Raw genomic sequence first — 22,450 nt, forward strand, 5'->3', positions numbered from 1 at the left:
GCTGGTCGGTGTCTTTTTCTTTTACTAATACATATTTTAAAGGAAAACGGAGTTAAATGAAATCCGAAGATTTCATCTAACTCCGCTTATTATTAGGGACTTATGTCACAGTCCCTCTGAATTTATTTGGAATGATTATTGTTTTCTATATATTAATAAGGTATAATAGTAGCCGTAGATGAGATAAGGAGTCGCGACCTTATCAATAATCTACAGCGTTCCGGAAGTGATTCCCTGAATCCGGAAAGGGGATGATACTGATGGAAACAAAAGTCAACCGGAAAGAGAGGCTGCCTTATTATCGCACTGACGATATTCTTATTGTCGGTAGCAGCGATTAACTTCGCTAAAGCTTACGCGATAATAAAAAAAGCTAATCGCAAGTAGCGACTAGCTGGCAAAACCAATTTCCGGAACGCAAGGAGTCAAGAGCTGGTATCTCTTGGCTCTTTGCATACACAGTATACCATAGTAATGTTAGAAGGTCGATGTTATGGTTAGTGAAGCGCAGAAACGGGCAAAGAAGAAGTGGGACGATAAGAATAAGGATAAGAACCGTGTATACCGTTACCGTTCATATGCTCGTAAGTTTATTCGTGACTTAGCTGATGAGGATGACTTGAAAGAGTTACAAGAACTAATATATAAACGATTAAATGACTAAGACGATAGCAATTGGCTACCGTCTTTTATTATGCACTAATCATCCCCGTAAAACTATTTGGGGTCAGTCAGGCAACAAAAATGGGAATCACCTCCCAAGTAAATTATGAGGAGGTGATTCCCATGAATTCATTAAACTTTACTCTACTAATTCTATTACTCATTCTAATTGAGGTCAAGAAATAGGACTGACCCCAAGGAGGCGCTTGCCTCTTACGAGCCAAGCGCCTCTAGGGCAACATAACATTAGAAATAATACATATAATAAAAAGTAAGTGAAGGGGATGTTATTAACAATGCCAAGATACAGACGATGTAGACAGCCTGAATGTCATGCGATGGTTAAGTATCCTAATCATTACTGTGCTAAACACTTTGAGTATGAAGCGGAGTACCTAGCTAATCGGCAGCGATGGGCACGTAAACACGCTGAGCAGTACCAACATCATGATAAGAGATATGCTAAGCACTACAACACAGTAACTCGTAATCGCAATGAAGAACGTAGTGATCAGTATAAGTTTTATCGAAGTAGGCAGTGGGTTGGGCTAAGGGAATCCACGCTTGATCATGATCATTACTTGTGCCAGTACTGCAAAGCATATGGCAAGCTAACGCCGAACAGTAAGACAGTCGATCACATTGTGCCAATTGCATATAATAGTGAGCTTAAGGCAGATAGCAGTAACCTTGCTACAATCTGCCGAGAATGCCATCGGCTTAAGACACAATGGGAACAATCTTACTATGGAACTGGCCAAAACATAGCCAAAAAGGATGTCCCGGAGATCCACGACATCCAAAGGATCGTAATTTTAATGCGCAAAAAATAAAACATCCCCCCGCCCCCATAGGCCTTAGAAGAGAGCGGCACACAATGTCGTCGTCTTTCATGCAAGCGACAATTTTTAATTTTTTACCCTAGGGGGGCTAGCAGGAACGAAAGGAGGCCCAAAGATTGGCTAAAAAGGTCTATTATCAGCAGAACGACGGGCATTTACCGTCTAAACCACCGTATTATTTGGGTACTCTCGCTAGTTCGTGTTGGCGTAAAATCGTGCCCTTTTTAGAAAGTACAGGACGAGTGCAGCGAATTGATGTTGGCTTGGTTGAACAATATTGTGCTAACTATGAAATATATCGGAATGCATATCGAGATATTAACGAAAATGGAATTCAAGTGAAGATATTTCACTCGTTACAAGATTCAACTGGAAAAATTATCGGTAAAGACTTTGTGGGCTTTAGGAAGAATCCAGCGGTAGCGACGATGAAAGATGCAATTAATCAGCTTAATTCAATTGGTATTCAGCTTGGGTTATCACCAAAGAGTCGGCAAGAGTTAATGCAAATTGCTAGTCATAAGAAAGAAAAATCAATGGCAGAGCAACTTAAGGAGGTTGGACTTGTATGATTGATTTAACACAGAGTCATGATGTATTAGGTGCTTACCATAACATTGGATTTAACGGTGTACGTAAAGAATTCACTGACCCGGCTACTAAGTATGCATTGGACGTAATGGATGAAAAGGTAACAACGGGATATCTTATGAAATTAGCTTGTTTTCGTCATTTACGAGATTTACAGCGATTTCAGGGTGGGAAATTTAACTTCTACTATGATGTTAATGAAGTAGAGAAAATTCTGAAGTTTGCTTCTATTGCTCCTAATGTAGATACTGGTGAACCAACAAAATTAATGCCTTGGCAAAAATTTATTTTTGCGATGCTGTTTGGTTGGCGAGATTGTGATACAAATACAAAACGATTCACACGGGTGATTCTATCAGTTGCACGTGGTCAAGGTAAATCCTACCTAATGGCAATCTACATGGCTTATTCATTCTTAATTGAATCAATGGGACTATCTAATCAAGATTTTCTGGTTACAGCTGAAAATTATGACCAAACTGGTAAGCTCTACGGGTATATTGCTAATATGCTTAAAAGTATTATCGACCAGCAGTCAGTTTTTAAGAAACTTGCTGAAGAAGATGATCTAGTAATTCATGAGCATACTGGAATTACAATGAGAAAGTTTAATAATAATCTAAGACCGCTATCGTTTAACGCTGGTAAGTATGACTCTTATCACTTTACGACAGCGGTTTTTGATGAGGTTGGTAATATTAAGAGTCGTGAAGGAACTAAAAAGATTGTCTCTGGTCAAGTAAAAGTTCCTAATCACCAGTACATTGAAATTTCAACATCTTATCCTGATCCATCAGTTCCTTTTCATGATGAGCAAAAAATGATTCAACAAGCTATGGAACAAGATTTTAATCGTGAAGCAGATCGAACACTTGGACTTATCTGGGCACAAGATAGTCTAGATGAGACTTTTAAGGAAGAAACGTGGATTAAATCAAATCCACTCTTAGGATTGCCTAGTCAGCACGATGTACTGTTAGATGGACTACGCGATAAACGTGATGCTGATATGTTAGCCGGAACAGTTGATGATTTTCAGAATAAGAACTTAAATCTTTGGCTGCAAGAAGCTACCAATAGCTATCTAAAACTATCCGACATTGAAAGAGCGATTATTCCTGAATTCAATATCTATGGTCGCCAAGTCTATATTGGTTTTGACTATTCAATGTTTAGCGATAATACGGCAATTGCATTTGTTTATCCTTACCAAGACGGTGATGGACGTCAAAAATGGCATATTCAACAGCATAGTTTTATTCCCTGGGAAAAGGCTGGATCAATTCAAGCTAAGGAAAAGCAAGATGGTATTGACTATCGTGAGCTATCTAAAAAGGGTTTCTGCACAATTACTAGTCACCCACAAGGATTGATTAATGATGATCAAGTGTATAACTGGTTACTTACCTATGTTGAAGAAAATAATTTACAAGTGATTTTCTTTGGATATGATGCTTGGGGTGCCACCAGTGCTATTAAACAGATGGATATTAATACGAACTTTCCGCTAGAAACAGTTCGTCAGCGTACTAGTGAGTTGAAAGATCCAACAAAGTTTTTACAAAAAATTTTCGTAGAGGGAAATTGCAGCCGGCTAGACGATAAAATTATGGAAAAAGCTTTAATTAATGCGGAAATCTACGAGGACAAAATTGGAATTCAAGTAGATAAAGCTAAGGCAACCTTGAAGATTGATGTAGTCGATGCAATTATTGATGCCTTATATCAAGGGATGTATCACTTTGAAGACTTTGGGATTGCTAACGATAAGTCTAAGCAGGTTGATCGAATGACGGAAGAACAGGTTAAGGCGTGGTTTGAAAATAAGGATAGTGGTTTACTTGATGATTAAGAATTTATTTACAGTCATATGGAAATATTTTGATGTTTTATGTTTTTTAGCTGCACTGATATTTGTAGTGTGGGGATGTTTCTTGCTTAGCTTCACCGCTGGTGTTTTTAGTATTGCAGTAAGTTTAGTAATTCTTGGTTATCTATCGGAGAAGATAGCTAGCCTTCATTAGAAAGGAGGTGAATGCTATTGCCTTTATTTAATCAAAAGGTTAGTTCAGGACTAGCAATTGCTGATGATACTGATATTCTCCATTTTCTTAATCCGGACAGTTCGGATAAATATGTAGATGCTAGAACTGCATTGAAAAATTCAGATATTTATTCAATCATCTTTCAATTAAGTGCCGATTTAGCAAATGGAAAGTTACAGGCTAATATGCCACGAGCACAAGGTATTCTAAATAATCCGACTCAGACCAGTAATGCTCATGCCTTTTGGCAATCTATGTTTGCTCAATTGCTATTAGGTGGTGAATGTTTCGCCTACCGTTGGCGTAATCAAAATGGAACCGATATGACATGGGAGTATTTGAGACCGTCTCAAGTAACTCCTTTTTTGTTAGAAGATGGTTCCGGATTAATCTATAACATTAACTTTGATGAGCCGGAAATTGGCGTGATGGAAGTTGTCCCACAGTCGGATTTAATTCATATTCGCTTGCTTTCACAAAATGGTGGAAAAACTGGTATTAGTCCATTATCTGCATTAGCTAATGAATTACAGATTAAGGACCAGTCAAATAAACTGACATTAAGTGCTCTGGGACGTTCAATTATTGCACCTGGTGTCTTAAGAATTCAGCATGGAGGTCTGTTAAGTGATAAGGAAAAAGCTTCACGGTCACGTCAATTTATGAAGCAAACGAGCGATTCTAAGAACGGACCAATTGTTCTAGATGATTTGGAAGAATATACGCCGTTAGAGATTAAATCTAATGTAGCTCAATTACTTAATCAAGTTACCTGGACGAGTGCTCAAATCGCTAAAGTTTATGGTGTATCTGACAGCATTATCAATGGTCAGGGTGACCAGCAATCATCAATTCAGATGATGGGAAATGCTTATATTAAGTCACTGTCACGCTATGCTAAGGCCGTGACTGGTGAACTGAATAATAAGTTAAGCGCTGATATTACTCTTGACTTACGTTCTGCAATTGATCCACTTGGGGATGAGTATGCTTCAACGATTGCTAACCTGCAAAAGAACGGCACGCTTGGCGCTAATCAAGCTAGTTGGCTTTTACAACAGGCTGGCTACCTACCAGATGATTTACCAGAAAAAGAACAGCCTAAAGTTCAGGTACAACCAGTTCAAATGGTTTCATCTGATGAGAAGCAATCAGCGGAAGGAGGTGAAGATGATGAAAACAATTAAAGTAACTGGTGATGTAGTTGATAACAATACTGGAAAGTTTTATCAGTTTTTCGGAATGGATTCAACTTCGCCAAACATGATTGATGATGTCTTAAACGATGGAAGCAATGATGACGTAGAAGTGATTATTAATTCTGGTGGTGGGGATGTCTTTGCTGGTAGTGAGATTTATTCCATGCTACGTAATTATGCAGGCAACGTTACTGTCAACATTACAGGAATTGCCGCATCTGCAGCTAGTGTCATCGCAATGGCCGGTAACACAATTAATATGTCGCCAACCGCTCAAATGATGATTCATAAGGCATGGTCATATCAAGAAGGCAATGCTGATGATCATGACCATGAAGCAAAAGTATTAGCATCAATTGACCAGTCGATTGTTAACGCTTATGTGGATAGGACCGGAATTGACCGTGATACTATTCTGCAGATGATGCAGAATGAAACATGGATGACTGCGCAAAATGCGGTAGATAAAGGCTTTGCCGATAAAATTATGTTTCATGATGACGAACAATTGCAGGTAGCTAATGCTCTTGGCCATATACTTCCAAAAAAAGATGCAGTAAAAAAATTTATGACAATGATTGCTGAGTTCAAAGATTCAGAGAAGCCTACGCCAGCAATCAAGGATCAACATAAAGATAACAAAGAAAAGCCAACTCCTAGTCTACGTGATCAGAAGTTGGCTATCTTATTTGGCAGAAAGGATGATGACAATGCTAACAATTAATGAATTAAACGATGCATGGATTGCTAAAGGGCAAAAAGTATCTGATCTAAATGCTCAACTTAATGCAGCAGTTCTTGATGATAATTTTATGAAGGATAAATTTGCAGAATTAAAGACAAAGCGTGATAATTTAGCAGCTCAACGTGATGCAATCAAGGACCAACTTGATGAAGCACGAGCAAATGAAGTCCTTAATATGAGCAAAAAGGATAAGAAGCCACTTAATAAGAAAGAACTAAATACTAAGGATCAATTCGTTCGGGACTTTAAGAATATGGTTCGTGGCCGTTTCGATGCGATTACTTCTTCTGTTGAAATTGATGCAGATGGTAATGGTGGCGCTGGCCTAACTATTCCAATTGATGTGCAAACTGCTATTCATGAATTAGTTCGTCAATTCGCTACTCTTCAGAACCTTGTTAATGTGGAAAGCGTATCAACTACATCTGGTTCACGGGTATATGAAACGTTATCTGATATTACCCCAATGAAGCAGATGGACAGTGAAGACGGACTAATCCCTGATGGTGATGATCCTAAGCTCCACCTTATTAAATACCTAATTAAGGAATACGGAGCAATCAATACAATTACTAATAATCTTCTTAAAGATACAGCTGAGAACATTATGTCTTGGCTGGAAAACTGGATTGCTAAGAAGGTAGCTGTTACTCGAAACGTTGCTATTATTTCGGTAATGAATAAGGCAACTAAGAAACCAACTATTACAAAAATGGATGATATTAAAGACCTTGAAAATAATACGCTGGACCCAGCAATTATGGCTACATCTACTTTTGTAACTAATCAATCTGGATATAATGTTCTTTCAAAAGTTAAAGATGCAGAAGGTCGTTACATGATTCAGCCTGATGTAACTCAAGCTGATCGTTATTTACTTAATAACAAGCCGATTACGGTAATTGCAGATAAGTGGTTACCGGATGTATCTGGTTCTCACCCACTATACTTTGGTGACTTCAAAGAAGCGATTACCTTGTACGATCGTGAACACATGTCACTGCTTACTACTAATATCGGTGCTGGTGCTTATGAACACAATACAACCAAGATTCGTTGCATTGACCGCTTTGATGTACAAATGATTGATGATGGTGCTATTGCTACCGGCTCATTTAAGACAGTAGCCAATCAAACAGCAACAACTCCAGAAGCTTCTGGAAAAACTGCTTAATTGAAAGTAGGTAACTATCATGAGCGAGAAAAACGAATTTGATGATCTAGTCCCACGAGTCCGTGAAATGCTTTACCTTGATGATGATAGCGATGATCCACTATTAGATTCGTATGTTAAAGCCGCTCGATCATTTGTTCATAATGCAATTGGTGAAGATGTTAATGATTTTTACGCAGATCCACGAGTAATTTCGCTAGTTGAGATTGCGGTAATGTCATTGGCTGGTACTTATTACCAAAATCGTCTAGCTTTATCTGATGTTCAAACTTATACTGTTGATTTAACGGTAAATAGTATTCTTGGTCAATTGCGCGGACTGTATGATACTTTTGCTGAGAAAGGGGATGATGATAATGGCAAGAATTAGTTATCGTTATCCTCTTTATCGTATGCGGCATAAAGCTCAATTTGGTTCAATCAAAAGCTACCAAAATAAAATGGGTGTCAATATTTCTGGGAAGTTTATTGCAGATTTTACTTTACACTACGCAAAAGTAAACCTAACAATTTCACAACGATACGGGAATGCTGGTACTACTTTAGAGCATTCAACAATTATCGCTATTCGCCATAATTCAAAAGTTAAAGAACCAATGCTAGTTAAATTAGGAGACGGGATCGTTTATAACATTACTAACATTTCAGCTAATAATGATAGTTACCTATCTTATGATTTATTAACATTGGAAAAGTATACTAAAGGTGGTGGCGGAGCTAATGGCAAACGGGATTGAGATGGATGAGTTCTTACAAAAATGGCTTAAAAAGGTTAAGAAAATTAGTACCGATTTAACGCCAAAGGAGCAAGAAAAAATAACTTTTGCCGGCGGGAAAGTTTTTAAAGAAAAGCTAACTCAAATGACCCGCCAAAAACACTACTCCAACCATAATGATAAAAAGCATGGTCATGCGGCTGACCATATATCAATTATGAATTCTGATGTTGATGGTGACCATAATGGAGCTGTTACTGTAGGATGGGATAATCATTACCATGCAATGAATATGATGCGTTTGAATGATGGCTACAAAGGATATACTGCCGACCATTTCGTTACTAATCTTATTCAGGATAGTGGTATTTCTAATGCAGTACTTAGAGCTGAATCAGAAGCTTATCAACAATTGTTAGATAAGAATGGCGGTGATGATTAATGTTAGCTGTATTACGTGCTCAGCAATTAATGCAGAACATGAAAGATAGTCTGCTGGATAAAGTGTACACGAACAATTTACCAATAGAAGAAGTCGATGACACAACCCGTTCAGTTGCCTTAATTACCGATGTTCGGTCTGATTTAGCACTACCAGGTAATGATGATTTTCATGCACAAAATAAAGAAATTGAAGTACAAATTTATTACAAACTTGATGGAGATGATCCAGACGAGTTTGAAACTAGATTAAAGCATTTATTTATAAATAATGGGTGGGTAATGACTGATAATCGTGGACATACTGTTGATCCAGAGACGCAACAATTAACGGTCACATTTTATTTCACCTATTTTGAAATCGAAAACTAGGAAAGAAGGAATGAGTAATGCTACTACATGGTATTAATACTGCTTGGGTTGGGATTAAGAGCCAGGGCGGTAAAACTTTGCAAAAAGGTGATACCGGACTATCGCAAAGCGGATTATTAGAATTAGATCACTCAGTACTAGGTGTAGCCAGTGCTGAATTAAAAGGACTTGATGGTTCTAAGTTAGAAAAAATTTCTGGAAACAATAGTATTCAGTTCTCGTATGCGGATCCATTAAATCCAACATGTGCATTGACAGTTAACAGTCTTTCGATGGATGTTCTGGCTAAGCTTGTCGGAATGGAGAAACAGGGCGGTGGTTGGCAAATGATGGATAATAAGCCAACAGCTTTATTGATTGTAAAAGCTCCATCATTAGTAACTAACGATTTTGTTTATTTCTGTTTCCCATCAGGTAACTTCCTAATGGGAGATAAGAAGTTAGATTCCGATTCGGATTCCAAAAAGACACCAGTAACGGATTCACTTTCATTCGCAGCTGTTGATGATCCTAATATTAATGACATGTATCGGATTTACTCAACATCTGATAGCGATTGGAAAGATGAGCAGACCATGTTTAAGGAATTATTCCCAGATTACACTGCTACTACTAACGCCATTAATACACCACAACCTAAGTAAATAACATATGCCGCCTTTGAAACACACAATACATAAGAAAAGCCCTGCTCATTGAGTGGGGCTTTTCTTATGGGCGGCTATTAGAAAGGAAAAATATTATGCAAATTTATGTTAAACAACTAAAGCGGAAGTTTAATGTACCAACCTCCCATAAGAATATGCGCCGTGTTCTTGTTATGCAAAAGTTTTTTGCTTCAATGAACAATGTTAAAGGAAAAACTGCCGAACAAATTTTTGACTTACAAATTAAAGCAATGGACGAAGCGGATAAGTTTTTAAAAGTTGTCTTAAATCTTAAAGATAAGGAAATTGATCGTCTAGACAGTGAAGTTAACGAAAAAGGTAATGATGCAACAATTGATGTTGTTGATTACGTATGTCAGCGGTTGATGGGACAAACCGATAAGCAAATTGCTGAAGAAAAGAAGCGGGTTCGTGAAAACCCAAAAAAGTAAATTGGAAAAAATATGAATGGGAATTGCAGAATCAAATAGAAGATTTTGATTTAAATGCAAAACGAGCGATTGAGAAGTTTGGATGGAGTATTGAAACTTTTGATAATGCTGATTATTACCGCTTTAATCAAATTATGGCTGCTAAGGAGAAGAAAGAACGGGCAGTTGATCCGCTTTCTGCAATCATGGGAATCCGTATGGCCCAAGCAAGGAGGAAAGGAGGCGTAAAGCGTGGCTAAAGTAAGTAATACTATGGCGACTAAAGTTGCCCTTGATATGGTGGAAGCAAGTACTGCTGTTAAAAATCTAACAACATTAGTTAATAGTCATACTCAAGCATGGAAAGCACAAACTGCAGCTTTACGATCAGCAGGTGACTATGTCGGAGCCGCTAAAGCCAAGTATGAAGGACTTGGTAATGCAATTAGCGCTCAACGTAATAAAATTGAAGCGCTAGAACAGAAACAAGCTGAAATGAATAATATTGATAAAAAGACTGCTGACCGATACATGGAGTTAAGGTCAAAGCTTAATCAATATCGTTCTGAAATGGATAAACTTGATACCACCACAGCTAAAGGAGAAGCACGTTCAAAAGAGCTTGCTGAACAAATTGCAAAAACTAAGGAACAATTAAATGACTTGGATACTGGTACAGTTAAATCTGCTGAACAGTTTCTTAAATATGGACAGCAAGTTGATCGTGCGAAGGCAAAATTAGCAAGCTTACAAGCTCAACAACAACGTGCTGCTCAGCAAATTGATGTTGAAAATAGTGGGGTTATCCGACTAACCGCATCAATGAGAACTCAAGCAGCATTATCAGTGGCCACTGCTGAACGCCTGCGCTCGGAAGGTAATAGCTATCAAGCAATGGGTGTTGAAATAAATGGTTTACGTGCCAAACTTGATAGTTTACGTCAAATTCAGGCCCGTGAAACAGAATTATTAGTAAGTACTAAAGCACGAACTGGTGAAACATCAGAAGCCTATCTGAAACAAGCAACTCGTGTTGAAGAACTTGGTACAAAAATTCAAGAAACTCGTTCAAAACTTAATGAGTTGAATGAAACAATGAACCGTACTCCTCATGGATGGCTAGGCAATGTATCTGCTCGTTTAGATAATATTCAAGGCAAAGCAGATAGAGTTTCCACTACTTTTGGACGAATTTTTGGTGCTACTGCTGCAGCTAATATGTTTACCGGAGCTTTAGGTTCTGTTCAGGCTAGAATTGGCGACTTAACTAAAGCAGGTATTGAGTATGATGTTGAGCAAAATAAAATGGTTGCTACATGGACTACTCTTACCGGTTCTGCTAAAAAAGCTGGTCCATTAGTGGATTCCATTAATAACATGTCAAAAGCAGCTGGACAATCTGTAGATGTTGTAAATGAACTTGAACAAGGCTTTTACCACTTAAATTCAAGTAAAAAGCAGGCTGACGGAATGACAAGTGCTCTTCTCAATATGGGGGATGCTGTTGGTTTAACCGGAGATCAGTTAAAGGCTGTCGAACAAGATATGGTTCATGGTATGGCTACAGGGAAAATTACACAAGGTGAGCTTAACCAAATCGGTATGTATTTTCCGATGATTGATGAGCGAATGGCTAAACATTTTAATACGACTGTTGCAGGTATGCGTCAAATGGCCTCTGCAGGGAAGATTACCTCGAAAGATCTACAAGAAGTTTTTGAACAGATGGGTAATGGGAACGGAAAAAATTCCTATAAAACAGCCGTTGAAAACATGATGAACTCATACTTTGGTATGTTCCGTACTATTAGCTCTAGTATTAAAAGACTAGCAGGTGATATAGAAGCACCATTCATGACAGCTACTAATCCATTGCTTAAAGCAACAAGTAAGTGGATTAATGATAATCGTACAGACGAAGAATTTAAGAAGTTTGGTAATCATCTGGCAGATAACTTAAATAAAATAATTAGTGCTTTTGGTGGTTCTAAATTTAGTACGAAAAATTTAGATGATGCTCTCGCTTCTGCTACACGTGGAGTTGACAAATTAGGAAACGTCATTTCTAGTCACCATGCTCAAATTGCTAACTTTTTTAGCGCGTTTAAGTCTGGTTCAGCTGCTCAAGCTAAAATCTTTGCATCTGTTTTTATGGACCTATCAAAAGTGATGCTTCCTGTGCTTGATACAATGGCTAAGTTTCCTAAAACTAGCGCTGCCTTAATAACAAGCTTTCTTCTGGCTTCAAGAGCGGTTAAAACTCTTCAAGCAGGAATTAAGGGATTGGAAACTATTAAGACAGTTAGTGGAGTAATCGGAACGTTTGGTCAAAAGATTAAGAATATTCCCAATAGAAAGGTTACTAAGATACAAGTTGATGGAGCAAAGTCAACACGAGACTTACAGTCCTATAATAATCGGCTAGAACGAATACCAAAAACAAAACGTACGATGGTACAAGCTTCTACTACACAAGCAAATAGAAATTTAGGAGCAGTTCAGAGACAAGCTCAGCGTGTTCCTAGAACAATTAGCGTTCGTGTCAATGCTAATACTACACAGGCTGTTACTAACATTGCACGTGTCGGCACCACGTCTCGAACGGCAGCTACTCTCTCAAGAACCTCGTTTACGTTAATTGGGACCTCAGCAAAAATTGCTTCAACCGGATTAAGTCTTATTGGTGGACCAGCTGGAGCAATAATGTTAGTTATTCAGGGATTTCAGTTACTCTATCAACATTCAGCTAAATTCCGTAAATTTGTTAATGGTATTGCTAATGCCGCTAAGTCTATGGCTGGTAAAGTTGGTCGTTGGTTCGGTAATATGGCTAGTTCTGCTGGTAAGCATATTAATCGAATGGCACAATCTGCCAAGCGCGGTTGGAATAATATGAATCGTACTTCTCAGCAGTCAAGTCAACGAGAAATTAGGCTTCACAATCAAATGGCACAACGTAATCAGCGTGCTGCTCAACAAATGTGGTCTAGGTTGAGTCGATCATGGCTTCAAGGATGGAATCGAAATAATCGGTTAACGCGTCAAGGAGTTCAACAACAGATTCAGCAACATCGAACAATGGCTACAAGAATTGCGGTATTTAACACCCAACTTTGGACTCGTTCAAGACAAGCATTTACCAAAGGTTGGAATGATCTGCGTAATTCAACCAGGAATGGGACTAATAATATTAATAATGAGTTTGACCGAATGAAAGTTACTGTAGGTCAGCGTGCTCAACAAGCAATGAATGATGCTAGAAACCATTTTCAACGAGGATATTCAGATATTAAATCTAATACGTCTGGTTGGCGTGGTGATATGGCAAATATTTGGAGCGATACTCGTGGCAAAATTGGTAGCATTGCTGATAATTTACGCGGGGATGCAACTGATAAGTTTTCTAACATGCATTCTAAGTTAAATGACCTTACCAATAACGGATTGGGACAAATGCATGATGCCTGGCATAATCGGTTAGAATCAATTGCAGAAGTAGTTACTAACTCTGGCGGCCACATTTTTAATCAGTTTACTAATCTACTTCATAATTTGGCTAAGCCATTTGAAGAACTGATTAATGGTATTGGCAAAGGGATTAACTGGATTCTTGATCATGTTGGCGGAGATGGTAAACTTGGTAGCTTTCAGTTTCAAGCTTTTGCTACTGGTACTAATGGTCCAATAGAAAAAGATCAGTTAGCATTATTGAATGATGCGCCTGGTTCTCATTATCAAGAAATGGTGCATCGTGGCTCGACTGGTGAAACATTTATGTTACCAGCTAAACGTAATATGGTATTTCCTCTTCAAAAAGGGGATGAAGTTCTTGATGGTGAACGCTCGCATAAATTAGCTACTATGATGCAAATGCCGATTCCACATGCTAATGGTGCAGTAGGTGATTTCTTTAGTAGCTTATGGAATGGAGCAAAAGAACTTGAAGATATTGCTGAAGATGCGTTAAAGAATGTAGTTGGTTTTGGTAAGTCGTTATTTGGCCACTTTATTGCCAGTGTCACTCCTAAGAGTACAGATAAGCTTAATAGTGGATTAAAGCTAAACTTACCTGGCTTCTATGCTGAGCATTTGAAGAATTGGTTAAAGAAACAATTAGAACAAATGGAAGATGATAATAGTGGCTCCGTAACTGCTGAAATGATTAAGAAGGCTGCAGCAAAGATGAAAGTATCTGTTTCAGCAGGTGATATTAGTCATATCCTTAATGTTGTCCAACACGAATCTGGTGGTAATGCAAGAGCTATTAATAATTGGGATATTAATGCTCAAGAAGGTCATCCATCTAAAGGGGTCCTTCAATTTATTGATGGAACTTTTAATAAGTACGCTGTTAAAGGTCACCATAATATTTGGAAACCATTTGACCAGATTTTAGCGATGTTCAATGACTCTACTTGGCGCTCAGACCTGACTTTAGGCGGATGGGGTCCAACCGGTGCACCTCGTGGATATGCTAACGGAGGTATTGCAACTGAACCATCTATCTTTGGTGAAGCAGGCGCTGAAATGGCTATTCCTTTAGATACCATGAAGTCTACTCGAGCATGGCAATTATTGCGACAAGTAGTTAATTTTTATTCCGGAGGCCAAGTTACAAATAATTCAACTTCCCTTACGGATTTATCAAAGATTGAAAAGAAGTTTGATACTGTATTAGCTCAAAATACTGCATTAATTAATGCAATAGAACGACTGATTGGTGTTACTGATTCAGCTAATAACCCTACTGCACGTTATCGAAGAACTCAACGTGACATTAATTTAGCGCAGGCACAATCATTAACAGGAATGTAAGGAGGTGATTTTGTGTGTCAGGCAAAGACTTAGATATTGTAGGCTATCAATACAATTATCCCAAGCTATTCATTAAGCCGCCTAAGGGGGATGAAATAGATGCAGAAACTATTACATCAGGACTTCACTTTCTTGATGATGATTCAGACCCGATTTTAACAACTACATACACTACTGATACTGGTGTAGATGGTTCTGTATATTCAACGTCACAAATAAGTAAGAATGTAGTTAATGCTCGTTTCTATCTTACATACGGTGATTGGTATGATTACAAAATGAAGAAACACGAAATCGCTCAATTCTTTATGCAAAAAGGTTTATATCGAATTCGTAGCGATGCAGAACCGGGAATTGTTAAGTTTGTGCGAGCTGGGAACTTTACTATAAGGAATCCAGAAGATCGCAGCCATGTAGTTCAATTTACAATTCCATTTGATAATCCATCCGGTGTCAAATGGTCATTGCCATATAGTGATGATTTAATGACTTATGATCAGAACTTATGGCAATATGGTATGAACTTACCTAATGGAGTAGATTTACAATATCATTTTGTAAATCAGCATTATTTTAAGATTTGGAATGCTAGTGATATTATGATTGATCCAGCACAAAAGTATGGATTAAAGATTATTGTTACTGGTCAAACTGGTAAATTTGATATGGTTAATCAAACTACTGGGGATGAAATTGTTTATGTTAATGGTCTGCAGCCAAGCGATCAATTAGTTTGGGATGATATGTATTGTTATTGCAATGGTGAACTGTGTACTGATGCAACTAATTTAGCATGGATGCGATTAGCCACAGGTTGGAATAATTTCAAGATTTATGGCTATAACAAAGTAGATATAAGGTTTCATTTTCGCTTTGTTTATCTTAATTAAAAAGAGGTGTGATAAGAACAATGTCTCCATTAGAAGCTATAGAACAACATCGCTATATTTATTTTGGCTTTGAATCACATCCTACCGAAAAGGAACCTTGGCAGGCTACACCTACCATGGCTTATTCTGATAACCTTGTTAGCTGGACGAATGTATCAAAATTCAAGCAGCTTGATGGATTACGTGATGGATTCATTAAGAAAATAGAAAATCGTTATTACATCATTGGTACCGGTGGATTTTATGTCACGACTGATTTTTATAGCTTTGATAAACTTGATTACTTAAAAGGAGATCCAAGTTATAAGCAGGTGTGGGCACCAGAAATCTTTAAGGATTTGAATGGCAAGTATCATATTGTCTACTGTGCAGGGGATGCTGAAGCAGGAATTCTAAATGATTATATTGCTGACTTTGATCCGAAAACTAATAAGATTACTAATGAAAATCAAACAATTAGCTTTGTAGATGGTGCTATTGATAATAGTTACCGAATTGATCCTGACATTTGTGTTGTGAATGGTATTTATTATCTAAGTATTGGTGGTAACTATATCTTTAGTTCAGATAAATACTTAGGACCTTATCAGAAGTTCCCAGTTAACTTTGCACCAACACCACAAAAATATAGTAATCATACTAGTGGAATTGCCGGCTGGTTAGAAGGACCTAATATGTTTGTTGATGGTAATAGTATCCGACTATTCGCTGATCAAACAGAAGGTAACGGATTAGTATTTCGATCGGCAACACTGGATGATATGTTTAACTGGACTGATACAGAAAAGACTCGTGCAACATTTAAAATGCGTCACGGGTCTATTTTAGTAAATAATAAAATAACAGCTCAGGTACCAGTGGAATTTAATCATGCACCTAAATTTAATCCGAGTATAACAATTCAAGGAATTCATACCTCAAAACCAGTTCCTTTAACTTGTTTTCTTAAATCATCGTTTCAGGTGCAGTACGAGAATAACCAAACTAATCAACTCCAGTTTGTTGCTTATAACGATGGCAGTCCATCATTTGCGTTGATTGCTAATGAGTCGACAATTCAATTTAATAATGACTTATATATCATTAAAAATATTGAACAGGATCGCGCTGGAACATCTTTGTATACAGTGACTGCTATGCAATATGTTAATAGTGAAATTGGACGTGTATTTCAGAAAAATATCCGAAATGGCACATTGACATATACGATTGATGAAGTACTTGATTTCTTTTTGAATGATCAAACAGCTAATCCATTTGGCTTTTCTTATCATGTTTTTGGTGAGTTCTCAAAACAACAAATTGAAAATCTTGGTGGCTGTTCTGGAAAAGATATGATTAGTAAAATTATCTCAACATGGCCAGGAACAATTGTTAAACCATCTGGTATGCGAATTGATGTTTATGCTCCTGATAAGTTTACTAGAAATTATCAGCGAAGAATTGTCTATAATCATGACTCTACTAATATGAAGCTAATTGAGGATAGTACAGTAATCGTTAATCAAATTACTTGTGTTGGGGGTTCCTATTCAACTGATGATTCAAGTGGCGGAAGTTCTACTGAGGCAACTAGCTCCAGTGGAATTGAAGTGCAAGATGGTACTATTGCAATGGAAAGTGGTCAAGATAACACTGCAGCGTTTCAATCAGATGCGAAAAAATACTTAGGTGTTCCTTATGTTTGGGGTGGTCATAATAAAGCTAACCCATTTGCTGGAATGGATTGTTCAGGATATGTTTCACAGGTATATCATGATTTCGGTATTGAGATTCCTGCCTACACAGTTGCAATGGAACATAATTTTAGAGAAATACCACGATCTGAAATAAGGCCTGGGGATGTTGGATTCTATGGTCCGCATGGTGAAACACATCACATTTGTTTGATTTTGGATAAAAATACTCAGATTTATGAACCAGAGCCAGGTCAAAGTTGTAAAACGGCAACAATTGATAGCTTCCCGCCAGATTGGTATGGGCGAAATGATGATATGCAAGCTAAGATTAGCACTAAAAAGGTTGAGATGGCACCAACAGAAACCATTAAGTTAGTTGCTAATTATAGTGGTGGTACTTATACACCAGACACAAGTTCTTCACAAACACATTATTATTTCCAACCATTTACGCTTACAGATGAACATTCTAAAAACGAATGGGGGCTACATCCAGCAAGTGCCATATTACAAGATGATCGTTTTAAGGATCCTAACTCAATGAGAGAATATGCACGGACTCAATTTGTGCTTGAGCCATCAGTTTCTATTGAGATTGTTTTAAATACTAATGATATGCCTATACCCGGTGAGCAGGTATATTTAACCATTCCGAAAGTTGACGATCGGTCCTTATTAGGTGAAACGGATACGCAACATGCTTATAACACTAAAGTAACACTTGTTGGTTATACCTGGTATCCGTTTGATCCATCACAGGGGACCGATAATATTTATCAAAACTTACCAGCTACTTTGCTTCATTCACAAACATCATTAAGTAAATTAGAACAGTTAGCTAATGCGATGTTTGACCGAATGCCACAAGTATTTTATGGTCAACATGATCCGTCTGCTAACCAAGCTGTAAAAAATGGAGCGATTTGGGTAAAACCGATTATTGACCAGACTTCAAATGATACCAATTTCAAAAATCCAAAGATAGGAGGTGAGACATAAAATGGCAGAAAATAGTCAGCTCTCAGACGAAATGAAAAGTAATTCAACGGATACTTCATCATCTGATGTTGTCTCAATGAGTATTGGGAATCATGAAAATGCAATTGTCCCTCACAAAATTAGTAACCACGATAAATTGGTACAAACAATGGTCATGGTTGACGGTGAATGGATTAACGTGAATGATACTAATGACCAAGCTAACATGAAATATGATATGCATAAGGTCAACAAGAAGGTTGTCGAAGCACAAAAAGGAATTGTTGAAGCTAAAAACTCAGCCGAATCAGCGGTAAAATATGCTGACTCGGCTGTTAGTGCTTCTAAGGTTAATAGTGATGCAATTGTTGCTCAAAGTTCGGCAATTAGTGAAGCAAAAGCGGCGGCTGATGATGCAGCAAGTAAAGCCCAAGCTGTAAAAGAAAATGCAACAAGCGAAGCGGCAGCTATTAGAAATCAAGTTGTTAATGTTGCTAATAACGTTTCATCAGTTAAAGCTGATATTGCCAGTGCTGCGAGTGATGTTTCTAATTTAAAAGTTAGCGTCCAAGCTAATAGTGCTGCTATTGTTAAGACTAATGATGCCGTTAAAGTTCAATCTAAGAATTCGTCAGATGCTATTAATGAATTAAAGATTGCGAATGGTCAAGTTGAGTCGATTGCTAAAGATGCTCAGAATAATGCTACGGTTGCTAAGCAAACAGCTGATGCCGCTACTACTGTGGCACAGGATGCAAAAAGTAATGCAGTCGTTGCTAAGCAAACTGCTACTAGTGCAACAATTGAAGCAACAAATGCAACTAGTACCGCAACAAAAGCAGAGTTATCTATGAATGGTTTGACTACTAGAGTTGATGGCATCGAAGGAGATACCAAAAAACTTAGTGGCCGAGTTGTGTCTACTGAAACTATTTTGCAGCAAACGAAAGACCAGTTACTTCAAAAGGCTGATAAGTCAGTAATTAATCAAGCGCAAAACTTAATTAACCAATTATCTGCTGAGCAGAAAGTAATGGCCGGCCAAATTGAGCAAAAAGCATCGTCTAGTGAGTATCAGACGTTGAAAGATAAAGTCAATGGTCTTAACGGGGGTGGACGTAACCTCTTAAAAGGCACTCGTGACTTTAATAGTAAGTATTGGTATCAAAGTGGTTATAATACTGCATTAGCAGACAATCCCGCAGATCAGTCAACTAAGGAAATTCATAGTTGGCAAGATTGGCATAGCTTTAAAAATAATCAAGTTATTCAGTTAGATCCTAATAAAAATTATATGGTTAGCGCGGATATTGCTATTTATAGTGGTAATGGGAGTGGCCTTGAAATAACAGCGTATGGGGTTTTAGATGGAACTGGACTAGCACTGACAGATGATGTTGATTTAACTGGATTTCCAAAACAGAGCAATAATGAAGGATTTAGACGTGTTTATCTACCATTAAAAAAGAAAGGACGAAAATTAGAGACATTTCGTATTGAAGGTCATGGTAATTGGAATGCGGGTTCTGGTTCGGTATTTATTGCCAAAATTTCCCTTTATGAAGGAAATAATAAACAAGCTTGGGAAGATTCGACAGATGATTTTATCGAAAACATTCAAAAGAATTCAACAGCAATTGATGAAAACAGTAAGGCCATAAAGTTAAAAGCTGATTCAACAGAAGTAAATAACTTAAAGGGAATGGTTAATTCTCATTCTGCTTCAATTAATCTCTTTAGTAATCAATTAAAGAGCATGGTCACTGAATCAAAGGTTAATGACATTATTAATGGAAAGGGTTTTGCTACTCAAAGTTATACTCAATCAATAGTTAATCAGAAAGCTGGGCAGTTAAGTGAAACGATTACACAGTTAGACACAACATTCAAAACAGGAATGGAGAATAGCGTTCAACTTGTTCGAAAAAGTGACTTTGAAGATGGTAGTAAAGGTAACTGGACGGTCCATGCGGTAGTATCAGCAACTAATCCAGCGCCACCAGCTGAATTAGGACAATCAGGAATGAAAGTCTTGCAAACTAATACACGTGATGGTTATGAAAATGGTATTTGGTATTCTGTTAAGCCTGGTGAAAAGTTTGATGTTGATTACTGGTGTGCTCCTTCACCGGTATTTCACACTACATTTGGTTTAGTCTTTGTAGATAAAGATAAAGCAAATTGGAATTGGCAAGGAATAGGTTCTGATCAGTCAGGGCAGTGGAAACATTATACTGGAACTATAACAGCCCCTGCTAATGCAGCATTTGCCAAGCCTTGGTATCAGATGGAAAAACCAGTAAATAATACGGAAAATTCATCATGGATAGCTAAGCCAAGTATTAGACGACAGAATGCATCAACAGTTTCAGCAATTCAAGACGTTCAAGCCTCAATAGATGGCCTGCAGAGTGTTGTCAAAAATAAAGTTGATCAATCTCAATATACCCAATTGGCAGGGGTTGTTCAGACTAAAGTTAGTCAGAGTGACTTTAACCGATTAAACAATCAAGTTAATGTTCAAACATTAGATAGTGCCAATATCAATGACATGAAAATGACCGGTCATTATTTTGTTCGTAATTTAACTGGTAATCCAATTGGCGGCTGGGTCTATGTTGATGTTACTGGTAATGCTAACAATCGAATTCGTCAAGATGTTTACCAGGATAGCGGTACTAAACATGCCTTTCGTCGTTGGTTTGGTAACTACTGGACTGGTTGGTCAACTGGTGTCGAAGAATCGGAAATTACCCAGTTACGTGATGCTGTTAATTTACGAGTTAAGAGTGGTGAATTACTTAGTCAAATTAATCTTGAAGCAGGACGACAGCTCTTTCAGGCTAAGAAAATCTACTTTGACGCTGATAGCTTTGTATTAGGACCACAAGCAAAAGCATTTATCCCAAGTGCTTATATTACTAATTTGAGTGCCGACAAGATAAATACTGGTACGCTACATTCTATTTCCATTAATAACGGAAATGGTAAATTTACTGTTGATTCAAACGGCAATGTCGTTGCTAACAGTATACATGTTAATAATGGTTCAATATATCAAGGACAAATCTTAGGCGCTGACCTTTACTCTATTAGTAACCTAGCTTCTAATTCCTTAAATAGTGTTAATGATGCCACGCAGAATTGGGTAAAACTAAAAAATGGCACAATTGAATTACATGGTGCCAATGGTAATCATTATTCTTCTATTATGCCGGTTGATATGTCAACTGCCTGGAATAATGGCAGTGCAGAGGAACACCATGGACTAGGAATATTAGATTCAGAAGAAGTAATAATAGGCCAGGCCGCTTTATATTCTGATAATAATCACCGAATTACTCATAATACAAATTTATCTATGATAAATAGAACAAACTTAACAATTTCAAGTAGTGTAATTCAAGCAACACTAGCTCCTGATTGGGGTGACGGTAAAGGCGCACTATTTAGTATTCAAAAGGATAATAAAATTGGTGCTTATTTCGGATCAGGAGATCATGGAAATGAATTAAACATAACTACAGCAGGTGATGGGAATCGCATTCATTTTATTGCTAATAATTTTGATATTAATAGTGAGGTTAATATTCAAAATCACGGATTAACTGTTAGAGATTTACATGTAACAAACTGGTTAGGAGTAGATGGCTCTAAAAACTCTGTTGTTAAGACTAGCCAAGGAACTGTTGCAATAAATGCCTATGAGACAGCTGAGTATTATTTTGGCGATATTGGTGAAGGACAAACTAATAGTAACGGAATTGCTTATATAGGAATTGAAAAATTATTTAATGAACTTATTAATACCAATATTCCTTATCAAGTATTTTTAGCGACTTATGGCGAGGGTAAGCTATGGGTTGAAAAACGCGAATGCGATCGGTTCATGGTTAAATCAGACCAACCTAACGTTAAATTTGGTTGGGAAATTAAGGCTAAGCGTAAAGGCTATGAACATACTCGTTTACAAAATGTTGATAGTAAGTTAAATCATATGAAAGCTACGAGTTAATCGTGGCTTTTTATTTTAGGAGGAACTTTACAATGGAAAATTTACAAGTAGAAGCTAACGATGTAATTACTGAGTATAGAGAGAAAAACAGTCAATTGGAATTTGATAATACTGTTTTGCGGCTTCAAGTCAAGAAACTACAAAATAAGATTAATGAATTAACTACATCTAAAAAGAATAACACCATGAAAGCAAACAAGTAGGAGG

Annotated in this window: 20 protein-coding genes; all 20 read left to right on the forward strand. The window is 37.4% G+C overall.

The annotated features are described in order from the left end of the window. The first annotated feature begins 493 nt into the window (after nt 1-493). On the forward strand, nt 494-664 hold the full coding sequence (locus H5S41_RS04735; protein WP_182602519.1) for a hypothetical protein: 171 nt from the start codon (nt 494-496) through the stop codon (nt 662-664). Nucleotides 665-959: 295 nt separating this feature from the next. Beyond that, on the forward strand, nt 960-1,496 hold the full coding sequence (locus tag H5S41_RS04740) for an HNH endonuclease (RefSeq protein ID WP_182602520.1): 537 nt from the start codon (nt 960-962) through the stop codon (nt 1,494-1,496). A 125-nt stretch (nt 1,497-1,621) separates the two neighbouring features. Continuing rightward, nucleotides 1,622-2,077: a phage terminase small subunit P27 family gene (locus H5S41_RS04745; RefSeq protein WP_182602521.1), complete on the forward strand. Its 456-nt coding sequence runs from the start codon at nt 1,622-1,624 to the stop codon at nt 2,075-2,077. Further along, nucleotides 2,074-3,948, forward strand: a complete 1,875-nt coding sequence (locus tag H5S41_RS04750) for a terminase large subunit (RefSeq protein ID WP_182602522.1) — start codon at nt 2,074-2,076, stop codon at nt 3,946-3,948. Before H5S41_RS04745 ends, H5S41_RS04750 begins: the two co-directional genes overlap by 4 nt. Next, entirely contained in the window at nt 3,941-4,120 is a 180-nt protein-coding gene (locus H5S41_RS12155) for a DUF1056 family protein (protein ID WP_375139019.1), read from the forward strand. The genes H5S41_RS04750 and H5S41_RS12155 overlap by 8 nt, the downstream gene beginning before the upstream one ends. Nucleotides 4,121-4,137: 17 nt before the next feature. Next, a complete protein-coding gene (locus H5S41_RS04760; protein ID WP_182602524.1) occupies nt 4,138-5,328 on the forward strand; it encodes a phage portal protein in 1,191 nt (396 codons plus the stop codon). Then, nucleotides 5,312-6,064 (forward strand): head maturation protease, ClpP-related, encoded by a 753-nt coding sequence (locus H5S41_RS04765; RefSeq protein ID WP_182602525.1) that lies wholly within the window; start codon nt 5,312-5,314, stop codon nt 6,062-6,064. The genes H5S41_RS04760 and H5S41_RS04765 overlap by 17 nt, the downstream gene beginning before the upstream one ends. Next, complete coding sequence (locus tag H5S41_RS04770; protein WP_182602625.1) at nt 6,042-7,259, forward strand: phage major capsid protein; 1,218 nt, start codon at nt 6,042-6,044, stop codon at nt 7,257-7,259. The genes H5S41_RS04765 and H5S41_RS04770 overlap by 23 nt, the downstream gene beginning before the upstream one ends. A 19-nt stretch (nt 7,260-7,278) precedes the next feature. Next, nucleotides 7,279-7,629, forward strand: a complete 351-nt coding sequence (locus tag H5S41_RS04775) for a head-tail connector protein (protein ID WP_182602526.1) — start codon at nt 7,279-7,281, stop codon at nt 7,627-7,629. After that, nucleotides 7,616-7,996 (forward strand): phage head closure protein, encoded by a 381-nt coding sequence (locus tag H5S41_RS04780; protein WP_182602527.1) that lies wholly within the window; start codon nt 7,616-7,618, stop codon nt 7,994-7,996. Before H5S41_RS04775 ends, H5S41_RS04780 begins: the two co-directional genes overlap by 14 nt. Further along, a complete protein-coding gene (locus H5S41_RS04785) occupies nt 7,980-8,417 on the forward strand; it encodes a hypothetical protein (RefSeq protein ID WP_182602528.1) in 438 nt (145 codons plus the stop codon). Before H5S41_RS04780 ends, H5S41_RS04785 begins: the two co-directional genes overlap by 17 nt. Continuing rightward, nucleotides 8,417-8,788: a DUF806 family protein gene (locus tag H5S41_RS04790; RefSeq protein ID WP_182602529.1), complete on the forward strand. Its 372-nt coding sequence runs from the start codon at nt 8,417-8,419 to the stop codon at nt 8,786-8,788. The genes H5S41_RS04785 and H5S41_RS04790 overlap by 1 nt, the downstream gene beginning before the upstream one ends. Before the next feature lie 17 nt (nt 8,789-8,805). Beyond that, on the forward strand, nt 8,806-9,432 hold the full coding sequence (locus H5S41_RS04795) for a phage tail protein (protein ID WP_094536771.1): 627 nt from the start codon (nt 8,806-8,808) through the stop codon (nt 9,430-9,432). Nucleotides 9,433-9,530: 98 nt separating this feature from the next. Further along, nucleotides 9,531-9,887, forward strand: a complete 357-nt coding sequence (locus tag H5S41_RS04800; RefSeq protein WP_182602530.1) for a phage tail tube assembly chaperone — start codon at nt 9,531-9,533, stop codon at nt 9,885-9,887. A gap of 23 nt (nt 9,888-9,910) precedes the next feature. Further along, nucleotides 9,911-10,126, forward strand: coding sequence for a hypothetical protein (locus H5S41_RS04805; protein ID WP_182602531.1), 216 nt, complete (start codon nt 9,911-9,913; stop codon nt 10,124-10,126). Next, nucleotides 10,119-14,681, forward strand: coding sequence for a tape measure protein (locus H5S41_RS04810; RefSeq protein WP_182602532.1), 4,563 nt, complete (start codon nt 10,119-10,121; stop codon nt 14,679-14,681). The genes H5S41_RS04805 and H5S41_RS04810 overlap by 8 nt, the downstream gene beginning before the upstream one ends. A 14-nt stretch (nt 14,682-14,695) precedes the next feature. Beyond that, entirely contained in the window at nt 14,696-15,571 is an 876-nt protein-coding gene (locus H5S41_RS04815) for a phage tail domain-containing protein (protein WP_182602533.1), read from the forward strand. Nucleotides 15,572-15,591: 20 nt separating this feature from the next. Continuing rightward, nucleotides 15,592-18,249 (forward strand): NlpC/P60 family protein, encoded by a 2,658-nt coding sequence (locus H5S41_RS12100; protein ID WP_182602534.1) that lies wholly within the window; start codon nt 15,592-15,594, stop codon nt 18,247-18,249. Nucleotide 18,250: 1 nt separating this feature from the next. Beyond that, nucleotides 18,251-22,243, forward strand: coding sequence for a hypothetical protein (locus tag H5S41_RS04825; RefSeq protein WP_182602535.1), 3,993 nt, complete (start codon nt 18,251-18,253; stop codon nt 22,241-22,243). A gap of 32 nt (nt 22,244-22,275) precedes the next feature. Next, a complete protein-coding gene (locus H5S41_RS04830) occupies nt 22,276-22,446 on the forward strand; it encodes a hypothetical protein (RefSeq protein WP_182602536.1) in 171 nt (56 codons plus the stop codon). Nucleotides 22,447-22,450: the final 4 nt, after the last annotated feature.

The sequence above is a fragment of the Limosilactobacillus albertensis genome (assembly GCF_014145555.1).
In the GTDB taxonomy this organism is placed as follows: Bacteria; Bacillota; Bacilli; order Lactobacillales; family Lactobacillaceae; genus Limosilactobacillus; species Limosilactobacillus albertensis.